Source organism: Nocardia rhizosphaerae (assembly GCF_042650365.1).
GTDB lineage: Bacteria > Actinomycetota > Actinomycetes > Mycobacteriales > Mycobacteriaceae > Nocardia > Nocardia rhizosphaerae.
Genome location: NZ_JBHSBA010000005.1, coordinates 567582 through 579542, shown reverse-complemented (window position 1 = coordinate 579542; position 11961 = coordinate 567582). Strand labels below are relative to the sequence as shown.

Annotated in this window: 11 protein-coding genes; 9 read left to right on the top strand and 2 right to left on the bottom strand. The window is 69.9% G+C overall.

All coding sequences use genetic code 11. The features are described 5' to 3' along the window. Positions 1-77: 77 nt before the first annotated feature. Positions 78-623, top strand: coding sequence for a redox-sensitive transcriptional activator SoxR (soxR, locus tag ACFOW8_RS12480; RefSeq protein ID WP_378550316.1), 546 nt, complete (start codon positions 78-80; stop codon positions 621-623). 91 nt (positions 624-714) lie between these two features. Then, positions 715-1467, top strand: coding sequence for an isocitrate lyase/PEP mutase family protein (locus ACFOW8_RS12475; protein ID WP_378550313.1), 753 nt, complete (start codon positions 715-717; stop codon positions 1465-1467). 66 nt (positions 1468-1533) lie between these two features. Here ACFOW8_RS12475 and metG read toward each other — a convergent pair whose 3' ends face one another. Next, on the bottom strand, positions 1534-3096 hold the full coding sequence (metG, locus tag ACFOW8_RS12470; RefSeq protein WP_378550310.1) for a methionine--tRNA ligase: 1563 nt from the start codon (positions 3094-3096) through the stop codon (positions 1534-1536). Between the two features lie 22 nt (positions 3097-3118). Between metG and ACFOW8_RS12465 the strand changes: the two genes are divergently transcribed. The 5 genes from ACFOW8_RS12465 (at position 3119) to rsmA (ending at position 8515) form a co-directional block, all read left to right on the top strand. Continuing rightward, positions 3119-3952 (top strand): TatD family hydrolase, encoded by an 834-nt coding sequence (locus ACFOW8_RS12465; RefSeq protein WP_378550307.1) that lies wholly within the window; start codon positions 3119-3121, stop codon positions 3950-3952. A gap of 172 nt (positions 3953-4124) precedes the next feature. After that, the gene (locus tag ACFOW8_RS12460) at positions 4125-5252 is read left to right on the top strand and encodes a transglycosylase family protein (protein WP_378550304.1); all 1128 of its coding nucleotides are present in this window, start codon (positions 4125-4127) and stop codon (positions 5250-5252) included. Positions 5253-5983: 731 nt separating this feature from the next. Continuing rightward, complete coding sequence (locus ACFOW8_RS12455) at positions 5984-7129, top strand: alpha/beta fold hydrolase (RefSeq protein ID WP_378550301.1); 1146 nt, start codon at positions 5984-5986, stop codon at positions 7127-7129. Next, positions 7130-7624: a hypothetical protein gene (locus tag ACFOW8_RS12450; RefSeq protein WP_378550298.1), complete on the top strand. Its 495-nt coding sequence runs from the start codon at positions 7130-7132 to the stop codon at positions 7622-7624. Between the two features lie 9 nt (positions 7625-7633). After that, positions 7634-8515: a 16S rRNA (adenine(1518)-N(6)/adenine(1519)-N(6))-dimethyltransferase RsmA gene (gene rsmA / locus ACFOW8_RS12445; RefSeq protein ID WP_378550295.1), complete on the top strand. Its 882-nt coding sequence runs from the start codon at positions 7634-7636 to the stop codon at positions 8513-8515. Between the two features lie 283 nt (positions 8516-8798). Here the strand turns inward: rsmA and ACFOW8_RS12440 are convergent, their stop codons facing one another. Continuing rightward, complete coding sequence (locus ACFOW8_RS12440; protein ID WP_378550292.1) at positions 8799-9008, bottom strand: heavy-metal-associated domain-containing protein; 210 nt, start codon at positions 9006-9008, stop codon at positions 8799-8801. Between the two features lie 172 nt (positions 9009-9180). Here ACFOW8_RS12440 and ACFOW8_RS12435 point away from each other — a divergent pair, with 172 nt between their 5' ends. Continuing rightward, complete coding sequence (locus ACFOW8_RS12435; RefSeq protein ID WP_378550289.1) at positions 9181-10116, top strand: 4-(cytidine 5'-diphospho)-2-C-methyl-D-erythritol kinase; 936 nt, start codon at positions 9181-9183, stop codon at positions 10114-10116. A 57-nt stretch (positions 10117-10173) separates the two neighbouring features. Continuing rightward, entirely contained in the window at positions 10174-11958 is a 1785-nt protein-coding gene (locus ACFOW8_RS12430; RefSeq protein WP_378550286.1) for an ABC-F family ATP-binding cassette domain-containing protein, read from the top strand. Positions 11959-11961: the final 3 nt, after the last annotated feature.

Sequence of the window (11961 nt, the reverse complement as noted above, 5' to 3'; positions counted from 1 at the left end):
CGGGGGGAGTCGGGCCGTTTTCGTCCATGACGAAAAAACCTCAAGTATTGTTGAGGGAGTAAGCGGGAGGAGCGCAGATGACGACGGCCGATTGGCAAACGAAGGAGCTGACCCCAGGGCAGCTCTCCGAGCGTAGTGGAGTCGCAGTTTCCGCGTTGCACTTCTACGAACGCGAAGGTCTCATATCGAGTCGTCGGACCAGCGGCAACCAACGCCGCTACGCGCGCGAGACCCTGCGCCGGGTCGCCTTCATCCGGATCAGCCAGCGGGTCGGCATTCCGCTCAGTGAGATCCGCTCGGCACTCGACCGCCTCCCCGAAGGCCGCACGCCAACCCGGCGCGACTGGGAGACCCTGTCGACGACCTGGCGCGAAGACCTCGACGATCGGATCCTGCAACTCACCCGCCTGCGCGACAACCTCACCGGCTGTATCGGCTGCGGCTGCCTCTCGCTCGGCTCCTGCAAGCTCGTCAACGAACACGACCGCCTCGGTGCCGAAGGTCCGGGTGCCCGGGTGCTCGACGTCCAGTTGAACTGCGCGCGTCCCCCGCTCGGCGCCTCCGGCCAGGGCGATTCCGATCTGCCCGCGGGGTCGGTGTGTACGCCTTACGCGGCTGAATAGCCTGGGCGACAGTCTATCTCGCGGCGAATCTGCCACGCCGTCGGCGAAGGGAATCGCCGCTCCGGTGTGCCCGATACGGCATGATCGCGGCATGACCTCCTTGGACGCGAAAGCGAAAACCCTGCTCGCCCTGCACCAGCCAGGTAACCCGGTGGTGCTGCCGACCGTATGGGACGCGTGGTCGGCGAATATCGCTGCGGCCGCCGGATTCTCGGGGCTCACCATGGGTTCGCACCCGGTGGCCGACTCGGTCGGGCGCAGTGACGGTGAGGGGATGAGCTACGCCGAGCTGCTCGCGCGCGTCGCCCAGGTCACCGCGTCGGTGGACCTGCCGGTATCGGTCGACATCGAATCGGGCTACGGACTCGAGCCTGCCCGGCTCATCGAGGGCCTGCTCACCGCGGGTGCGGTCGGGCTCAATATCGAGGACACCGTGCACAGCGAAGGCAAGCGGTTGCGCACGCCCGAGGAACACGCCGAGCTGGTGCGTGGGCTGCGCGCGGCCGCCGATGCCGCGGGCGCGCACGTGGTCGTCAACGCGCGCACCGATCTGTTCCTGCGGGCCGACGGTGACGAGGCCGACCGGGTCGACCGCGCGATCGCCCGGCTGGGCCTGGCCGCCGAGGCGGGCGCCGACGTGCTGTACCCGGTGGGCAGGCACACCGACGAGGTCCTGCGCAGGCTCACCGGCGAACTGCCGTTGCCGGTCAACGCGATCGGGCTGCCGGACACCCCGGCCAAGGAGCATTTCGCCGCACTCGGTGTGGCCCGGATCAGCTTCGGCCCATTCCTGCAGGCCGCGCTCGGTGCCGAGGCGAACACACTGCTCGCGGGCTGGAAGTAGCCGCCTGACGGAAACAACACAGCGGCGGCGCACCTGATCGGGGCGCCGCCGCGGCACGACAACGGGTTACTCCTTGGGCTCCACGTAGCGCGGGAACACCGGCTCCGGCGCGGGCAGCGCGGTGCCAGGTACCAGCGGTGTCGCGATATCGGCGAAGGTGCGGCCCTCCTGGCCGAGCAGGTCGAGGATCTTCGCCGCCGAACCCGGCATCACCGGCTGCACCAGGATCGCCACGATGCGGACCACCTCGAGCGTCACGTAGAGGACGGTGGCCATCCTGGCCAGATCCTCCTCGGTGCCCGACTTGCGCAGCGCCCACGGCGCGTTGGCGGAGAAATAGCGATTGGTCTCGCCGAGCGTCAGCCAGATCGCCTCTAGTGCCAGGTGCATCTGCTGCGCGTCGAACTCGGTCCGGCAGCGGTCGAGCAGGGCGCCCGCCCGGTCGAGCAGGGCGCGGTCGTCCGCGGTGAACTCGCCGGGCGTCGGCGCCTTGGCGTCGCAGTTCTTGGCGACCATGGTCAGGCTGCGCTGCACCAGGTTGCCGAACTCGTTGGCCAGGTCGGCGTTGATCCGGCCTGCGATCGCGTCGTTGCTGTAGCTGCCGTCCTGGCCGTAGGAGATCTCGCGCAGCAGGAAGAAGCGCAGCTGGTCGAGACCGTAGGTGGCCACCAGTTCCAGCGGGTCGACGACATTGCCCGTCGACTTCGACATCTTCTCGCCCTTGTTGTACAGGAACCCGTGCACGAACACCCGGTCCGGCAGCTCGATCCCGGCCGACATCAGGAACGCGGGCCAGTACACCGTGTGGAACCGGGTGATGTCCTTGCCGATGATGTGCACGTCGGCGGGCCAGAACCGCTGGAACGCCGCCGAATCGGTGTCGGGGAAGCCGACGCCGGTGAGGTAGTTGGTGAGCGCGTCCACCCACACGTACATCACGTGATCGGGGTGGCCCGGCACCGGAATACCCCAGTCGAAGGTGGTGCGCGAGATGGACAGATCTTTCAGTCCGGCCTTGACGTAGCTGACGATCTCGTTGCGCCGGGTCGCGGGCGAGATGAACTCGGGCCGCTCGTCGTAGAGCGCGAGCAGCTTGTCCTGATACTCCGACAGCTTGAAGAAGTAGTTCGACTCCTCGGTCCAGGTGACCGGGGTCTGCGTCTCGGTGGATACGCGGGTGCCGTCGTCGAGGAGGGTGGTCTCCTCCTCGGTGTAGAAGGCCTCGTCGCGCACCGAGTACCAGCCGGAGTAGTTGCCGAGGTAGATGTCGCCGTTGGCGAGCATGCGCTCCCAGAGGGCGATGCTCGCGGCCTTGTGATCGGCGTCGGTGGTGCGGATGAAGCGGTCGAAGGAGATGTCGAGCGCTTTGTCCATCGCCTCGAAGACGTCGGAGTTGCGAGCAGCGAGGTCCTGAACCGGGATGCCTTCGGCGGCCGCGGTCTGCTGCATCTTCTGGCCGTGCTCGTCGGTGCCGGTCATGAAGAACACGTCGTAGCCGTCGAGCCGCTTGAACCGGGCAAGCGCGTCGGTCGAGATGTACTCATAGGCATGGCCGATGTGCGGCGCACCGTTGGGGTATGCGATGGCCGTGGTGATGTAGAAGGCTTGCCGCTCGCTTCGCTCGCTCATGATGAGCACTACTGTAATCCGCGTGGCAAACCAGAATCGTCCGGCTCCGCCCCTTCCGCCGCCGCTCGCGCCGCTGATCGACGCACACACCCACCTCGACGCCTGCGGTGCGACCGATGCCGCAACCACCGCGGCGATCGTGGACAGGGCCGCCGAGGTGGGCGTCGGCCAGGTGGTGACGGTCGCCGACGATCTGGCCGCCGCGCAGTGGGCGGTCGAGGCCGCGCACTGGGATGAGCGCGTGTACGCCGCCGTCGCACTGCATCCGACCAGGGCGAACGCGCTCGACGACAAGGCGAAGGACGTACTGGAACAGCTGGCGTCCGATCCGCGGGTCGTGGCGATCGGCGAGACCGGGCTCGACTACTACTGGCCGGGCAAACTCGACGGCTGCGCCGATATCGAGACCCAGATCGAGGGTTTCCGCTGGCATATCGACCTGGCCAAGCGGGCACGGAAACCGCTGATGATCCACAACCGCGAGGCCGACCACGACCTGCTCGCCGTGCTGCTCGACGAGGGCGCGCCGGACACGGTGATCTTCCACTGCTTCTCCTCCGACGCGGTCATGGCGCAGGCCTGCGTGGCCGAGGGCTATGTGCTCAGCTTCTCCGGCACCGTCAGCTTCAAGAACGCGCACGAGCTGCGCGAGGCGGCCAGGCTGGTGCCCGACGAGCAGATCCTGGTCGAGACCGACGCGCCCTATCTGACCCCGCACCCGTATCGCGGGGCGCCCAACGAGTCGTACTGCCTGCCGTACACCGTGCGCGCGCTGGCCGAGGTGCGCGAGCAGGACCCGGCCGAGCTCGCGGAGCTCACCACCGCGAACGCGCGGCGGCTGTACCGCATCCGGTAGTCCGGTTCGTCCGGTCGGTAGGGGACTGGACATCCTCGTGCTCCGGTTCACAACGTCGCCGCTCAGACCGTTATCTACCAGCGATGTCTATACCGAATCGTGATCCGGGATCCCGCTGATCGGACGGCTGGGTGTTGTCTCACGCATAGCCTGCCGTTATCGTTCTGTAACCATGTCGGCTTTCGCGCGGATCAACTCGTCTCGCTCGCCGCTGCTCTACGCGGCGGTGGCGGCCATGCTGCTGACTCTCCTGGTCGGTGGGGCGCTGGCGATCGTCAACCACAAGACTGTCGCGCTGGTCGTCGACGGCGAGCGGATCGAGCACAGCACCATGTCCCGCGAGGTGCGCGCGATCCTGGCCGACGCGGGCTACGAGATCTCCGACCACGACGACGTGCGCCCGGCCGCGGACACCACGGTGGGCGACGGCGCCACCATCACCCTCAACCGCGGCCGCGAGATCACCATCACCGTCGACGGCGCCGAGCGCACGGTATGGACCACCGGCAGCACCGCGGGCGAGGCGCTCGCCCAGATGCAGATCCCGGCAGACACCCACGTCGTGCCGACCCGCACCGAGAAACTGCCACTGGCCGGCGCCGAACTCAGCGTCTACACCCCGCGCACGATCACCCTGGTCGACGGCGGCGGCGACCCCGTCGACGTGCGTCTCGCGGCCCCGACCGTCGGCGAGTTCCTCGCCGCCGCCGGCGTCCCACTGCGCAACGAGGACTTCGCCGAGCCCGCCGCCGACACCCCGCTCGACGCGGACATGCGGGTCACCGTCACCCGGCAGCACGTCGAGGAACGCACCGAGACCCTGCCGCTCGAACCCGACGAGCAGGTGATCGAGGACGTGACGCTGAACATGAGCCGCACCGTCGTCGAGAACCCCGGCGTACCCGGCCTGCACGAGGCCACCTTCGCCGTCACCATGACCAACGGCGTCGAATCGAACCGCGTGCTCACCAACTCCAACGTCATCACCCCGGCCGAACCCAAGGTCATCCGCAAGGGCGCCAAGCCCGGTACCGAGGTGCCGCCGGTCCGCGACGGCGAGATCTGGGACGCGCTGGCCCGCTGCGAGTCCACCGGCAACTGGTCGATCAACACCGGCAACGGCTACTACGGCGGCATCCAGTTCGACCAGAGCACGTGGGAGCGCCAGGGCGGCCTCAAGTACGCCCCGCGCGCCGACCTGGCCACCCGCGAGGAACAGATCGCCATCGCCGAGATCACCCGCGCCCGCCAGGGCTGGGGCGCCTGGCCCGCCTGCACCGGACGCCTCGGGCTGAGTTGATTGGAGCGCTGGCGCGCTCGTGTCGCGGCCCCTTGGTCCCCGTCGATCAGGCGCCGTTTCTTGCTCCTTCGTCGCTTGCGAAACGGCGCCTGATCGACGGGGACGGCCGCGACCGCCGCTGCGCGGCGTGACCCTCCTCGGGGTCGGGTCGTGCGGGGCTGGGTGGGGTGTGGAGCTGCGAGGTTTTGGTTGAGCCGCTGGCCTGCTGGGGGTGCGGTGTCTTTGGCTCGTCGGTCGTGCGCCGTTGGCTTGCTCCTTCGTCGCATGCGCCACGGTGCCTGGTCGACGGGGTGGGCCGCGACCGCCGCTGCGCGGCGTGACCCTCCTCGAGGTCGGGTCGTGCGGGGCTGGGTGGGGTGTGGAGCTGTGGTGGTTGGTGGGCCGCTGGCTTGCTCGGGGTGCGGCTTCCTTGGTCTCGTCGGTCCGGCACCGTTGCTTACTCTCTCGTCGCTTGTGTAGTGGCGCCTGATCGATGGGACGGGCGGTTATCGCCGCTGACGTGGCGGGGGTTCTGTCGGGCTCGGGTCGTGGGGGGGGGGGCTGGCTGAGTGGTGACGCTTTCGTTGCGGTGCCTGGGCACGAGTCGGGCGGGATCGGGGTGGTGTGCCGTCGGGTTTCGGCTTGTCGGGTGGGGTGGGCTCGGGCGGGAGGGGTACCGTGCTTGCGTTTCGCCGGGTCCGCTGTGCTCGTGCGGTGGCCTCGGCTCGATGACGAGTCGGAGGGTGGCTGTGATGCGTGCGGTTTCGGCTTGGCGGTGGGTGGTCGCCGCGCTGGCATTGTCTACGGGGATCGGTGGGGGGCTGCCGGTCGCGCAGGCGCAGGCGCCGGAGCCGGGGGTAGCGATCTCGGTGATCCCACAGGCCGATGGCTTCCACGGGATGTCCGGGGCGCAGGTCATCGAGTACTGGACGCGCGGGGTCGGTGGGGTCACCCAGCCGGCCAGCGGTGCGCTGTATCTGCCGAGCGGGGAGGCGCCCGCCGGTGGCTGGCCGGTGATCACCTACGACCACGGCACGACCGGGCTCGGTGCCGGGTGTGGTGGGCAGTCCGATCCGGCGGGCGCGCCGTGGCCGGAATCGCAGGAGCCGCAGGACGTGTTCCTGCGGCATCTCGTGGCCAAGGGCTTCGCGGTGGTGGCGCCGGACTACCTGGGGCTCGGCCGGTTCGACACCGGCCCGCACCCCTACCTCGACATCGACACCGAAGCCACCGCGACCCTGGACATGCTGCGCGCGGCGCGCTCGGTGCGCGACGACCTGTCGCCGGTGTGGCTGGCCGCAGGCATGTCGCAGGGCGGGCACGCGGCGCTCGCGACCGCGCACCGGCAGCCCGATTACGCCCCCGAACTCGACTTCCGCGGCACCATCGCGATCGACCCCGCCTCCGATGTGGAGAAGGTGGCGCCGCTGCTCGGCCCCGGCAATCCCGACCGGGTGCGCGGCGGCGTCCTCGGCTTCTCGTCCAGCATCCTGGCCGGTCTGCGGGCGGCCAGGCCCGAGGCGCACGTCGACGAGTACCTGACCCCGGTGGGCCGCGCGGTGCTCGACGACATCGGCACCCGCTGCCAGGACGCCATCGACGACCGGGTCGCCGACCTCACGCTCGGAGCCATGCTCACCCGCTCGCTCGGCGAGGAACCGCTGCGGTCGGTGATGGCCGACTACATGACCGTGCCGACCAGCGGCTACAACGCGCCGATCCTGTTGCTGCTCAACGCCACCGACCGCACGGTGCCCTCGCCGCTGCACGCCGCGCTGGCCGCGCAGTTCGCGGCGAACGGGGTCGGATTCGAGTCGGTCGTCGGCACCGGGAGCCACTGCGAGCTGAATCCGGCGATGTGGGATGCCATCGACGCTTTCCTCGACCAGGCGGTGTGAGTGGGTTACCGAAGCGCTGCCTGTCGCGGGTGCGGCGCGCCGAGCATCCTCGCCGGACTGCGCGAGACTCACCCCGAGGCCGAGGTCGACTCCTACCTCACCCCGCTCGGCCGCGAGCTCGTCGACGCGATCGGTACCGAATGCATCGATGACACGGTGGGCAACGTCAAGGGCCTGGCGATGGGCGACATGTTCTCCGGCCCGCCCGCCGAAGGTCCGCTGCGGGCCGCGCTCACCTCCTACATGGCCCTGCCGACCAGCGGATACGACGCGCCGATCCTGTTGCTGCTCAACGCGGCCGACGTGGTGGTGCCCTCGCCGCTGCACGCCGCACTGGTAGGTCAGTTCGGGTGGTGTCGAGTTCGAGACGGTCACCGGGCTCGGGCAGCACACTGTGCTGAATCAGCAGATGTCGGACGCGCTCGACGCCTTCGTCGCCAGGGTGCACGCCGCTCCACCACAGCGCTGACGTCGCCGGATCGGCGAGGTTGGTAGGTTCTAGCGGTGCCAGAACCTGAGATTCCCGCGCGCGGCAGCGCCGCGCTGCTCGGTCCCGCCGAGGTGCGGACGCTGGCCGAGCGTTTCGGCGTTCGGCCGACCAAGCAGCTCGGGCAGAACTTCGTGCACGACGCGAACACGGTGCGCCGCATCGTGTCGGCCGCCGGTGTCGGCCCAGCGGACATCGTGGTCGAGGTCGGTCCAGGTCTCGGCTCGCTGACCCTGGCGCTGCTCGACGTGGTCGACCGGGTGGTGGCCGTGGAGATCGATCCGGTGCTCGCGGGTCACCTCCCGGAAACCGTCGCCGATCGCGCGCCCGGCCTGGCCGATCGGCTGGCGGTGGTGCAGGCCGACGCGCTGCGGGTGCGTCCGGATCAGCTGCCCGTCGCGCCGACCGCGCTGGTGGCGAACCTGCCGTACAACGTCGCGGTCCCGGTGCTGCTGCACCTGCTCGCCGAACTGCCGAGTATCGCGGTGTCGCTGGTGATGGTGCAGGCCGAGGTGGCAGACCGGCTCGCCGCCGAACCGGGCAGCCGGGTGTACGGCGTGCCGAGTGTCAAGGCCGGTTTCTTCGGCACGGTCCGGCGGGCGGGCGCGGTGGGTACGCAGGTGTTCTGGCCGGTGCCGCGGGTCGAGTCGGGACTGGTGCGGATCGATCGGTACGCCGAGCCGCCGTGGCCGATGGACGACGCGCATCGCAGGCGGGTGTTCGAGGTGATCGACGCCGCGTTCGCGCAACGCCGAAAGACCTTGCGCGCGGCGCTGTCCGGCTGGGCGGGCTCGCCGGCGGCGGCTGAGCGCAGATTGGTGGCGGCCGGAATCGACCCGACCGCGCGAGGCGAGACCCTCGACACGGCGGCCTTCGTCCGGCTGGCCGGGCAGGACTGAACCCGCAGTACATCGGCTGTTCACCGGGCGACCGCGGCGCGGCCTGTGAAAGCGATTGTGGACAACCGGTTTTCGCGGGTTCCGGAGTTGATCATGATGCGCGGCGGCGCGTACCCGGCTGCGTGGCACGATCGCGTGCCGGTGCCGTCCGCACGCAGATGTGGATGTTGCTGTGGATGATTCGGCTGCGCGGTCCGCGCGTGAACTGCTGGTGAACGACTCGGGCCCGAGGTGCCACCGGAATCGGTGTCACCTCGGGCCCGGCGATGATCGGCGCGAGGCGTCAGGATGCCGCCAGGGCGTATCCGGCCTCGTCGACCGCGGCCGCGACATCGGCCGGTGCGAGCTCGCCCGCGCTGTCGACGCGCACCAGCCCGCTCGCGAGATCGACATCGACGCCGGTGACACCGTCGATCTTGCCGATCTCCTGCTTGACCGAGCTCACGCAGTGCCCGCAGGTCATCCCCGTCACGGTGTAGGTGCTGGTGGCCATGGCCGCCTCCTTCGCTGTTCGATCCTCCGGTCCGGGGGCGTTCCCCGATATCGCCAAAATACCCCCCATGGGTATGTTGCGCAACCCCGCGCCGCCGGGAATCCCGGCGCGGCGGCCGGGTCCGGGATTCGACGCACGTACTCATCGGTCTCACCCGTTACGCTTGGTGATCGTGCTGTCAGTTGTGCCCAGCCCGGTCGTCGTGCGCGCGCCTTCGAAGGTGAACCTGCATCTCGGAGTCGGTGATCTGCGCCCCGACGGGTATCACGATCTGACCACCGTCTTCCAGGCGCTTTCCCTCGCCGACGAGCTCGAACTCGCGCCGTCGGCCTCGCTCACCGTCCGGGTCACCGGCGAGGGCGCCGCCGAGGTGCCCACCGATCGCACCAATCTGGTGTGGAAGGCCGCTGTGCGGCTGGCCCACCTGGCCGGGCGCGCGCCACTGGTGGAGATCTCGATCACCAAGGGTATTCCGGTGGCGGGTGGGATGGCGGGCGGCAGTGCCGACGCCGCGGCGGCGCTGGTCGGGCTCAACGAACTGTGGGATCTCGGCCTCGGCCGCGACGAGCTCACCGCGGTGGCGGCCGAACTCGGCAGCGATGTGCCCTTCGCCCTGCACGGCGGCACCGCGCTCGGCACCGGACGCGGCGAGCGGCTGCTCCCCGTCCTGTCGCGCAACACCTTCCACTGGGTGCTCGCGCTGGCCAAGGACGGGCTGTCCACCCCGTCGGTGTTCGGTGAGCTCGACCGGCTGCGCGCCGAGGGCGAGCCGCCGCGCCTCGGCGACCCGCAGCGACTGCTGCAAGCACTCGCCGCGGGCGACCCGCACACCCTCGCCCCCCTGCTCGGCAACGACCTGCAAGCCGCGGCCCTCTCGCTGAAACCGGACCTGCGTCGCACCCTGCGCGCCGGTGTCGGCGCGGGCGCACTCGCCGGCCTGGTGTCGGGCTCCGGCCCCACCTGCGCCTTCCTGTGCGAGTCCGAGGAATCCGCGATCGCGGTCGCCGCCGAACTGGCGGGCGCGGGCGTCTGCCGCAGTGTCCGCACCGCCACCGGCCCGGTCCCCGGCGCTCGCGTGCTCGACCCGGAGTCGCAGGGCAAGCGCTGACCACGGGTAGGCTCGCCGGGGCCGAACACCCACGCGGAAGGCGGGCGAAGAACATCCATGTCCAACCTGATCAACCTCGAACAAGTCTCCAAGAGCTTCGGCATCAAGCCGCTCCTGGACGACGTCTCCCTCGGTGTGCACGCGGGGGAGCGGATCGGGGTGGTCGGGCTCAACGGTGGTGGTAAGACCACCCTGCTCGAAGTGCTGACCGGCCTGGAGGAGCCCGACAGCGGGCGGGTGAGCCGGGTCGGTGGGTTGCGGATGGCTGTGGTCACCCAGCGCGGCGTACTGCCCGATGACGCGACGGTCGGATCGGTGGTGCTCGCCGGGTTGTCCGACGACCTGTCCACCGCCCAGATCGCCGAGCACCAATGGGCCGCCGACGCCCGCATCCGCGCGGTGCTCGACGGCATCGGCATCGCCGACCTCGGACTGGACACCCCGGTCACCAACCTGTCCGGTGGCGAACGCCGCCGGGTCGCGCTCGCCGCCGCTCTGGTGCGTGACCTGGATCTGCTCGTCCTCGACGAGCCGACCAACCATCTCGACATCGAGGGCGTGCAGTGGCTGGCCGAACACCTCGTTGCCAGGCGCACCGCGCTGGTCGTCGTCACCCACGATCGCTGGTTCCTCGACACCGTCGCCACCCGCACCTGGGAGGTCGTCGGCGGCAAGGTGGAGACCTACGAGGGCGGCTACGGCGACTGGATTTTCGCCCGCGCCGAACGGGCCCGCCAGGCCGACGCCACCGAGGCCCGCCGTCAGAACCTCGCCCGCAAGGAGCTGGCCTGGCTGCGTCGCGGGGCCAAGGCCCGCACGTCCAAGCCGCGCTACCGGGTGGAGGCCGCCGAAGCCCTGATCGCCGACGTGCCGCCGCCGCGGGATGCGGTATCGCTGGCGGCGTTCGCGCGCAAGCGGCTCGGGCGCGTGGTGATCGAGCTGGAGGACGCCCGCCTCACCACTCCCGACGGCCGGGTGCTGGTCGACGACCTGACCTGGCGGCTCGCGCCGGGCGAGCGGGTCGGCCTGGTCGGTGTCAACGGGTCGGGCAAGACCACCCTGTTGCGCGCGCTGGCAGGTGCCGCGGAACCGGCCGCGGGCAAGCGCATCCAGGGGCAGACGGTGCAGATCGGCTGGCTGCGCCAGGAACTGGACGACCTGCCGACCGAGCTGCGGGTGCTCGAGGCCGTTCAGCAGATCGCGCAGCGAATCATGCTCGGCGACAAGGAGATCTCGGCCGGTCAGCTGGCCGAACGGCTCGGCTTCACCCCGGCAAGGCAGCGCACCCCGGTCGGTGATCTCTCCGGTGGCGAGCGCCGTCGTCTGCAGCTCACCCGCATCCTGATGGCCGAGCCGAATGTGCTGCTGCTCGACGAGCCGACCAACGATCTCGACATCGATACCCTGCAGCAGCTGGAGGACCTGCTCGACAACTGGGCGGGCACCCTCGTGGTGATCAGCCACGACCGCTATCTGGTCGAGCGCATCTGCGACACCACCTGGGCGCTGTTCGGCGACGGCAAGCTCACCAACCTGCCCGGTGGCATCGACCAGTACCTCACCAAGAGGGCCGCGTCGGCCTCGGCCGCCAAGCCGACCGCTGCGAAACCCGCTGCCGCATCGACCAGTTCGGCCGACCACCGCGCCGCCCGCAAAGAACTGGCCCGCCTGGAACGGGCCATCGCCAAGCTCGACGAGCGCGAGCGGAAACTGCACACCGCACTCGCCGAAGCCGCCACCGACCCGGACAAACTGGTGACTCTCGGCGCGGAGCTGAAAGAGGTCGTCGCCGAAAAGGATGCCGCCGAGGAACGCTGGCTGGAGCTGGCCGAAGACGTGTGAGCC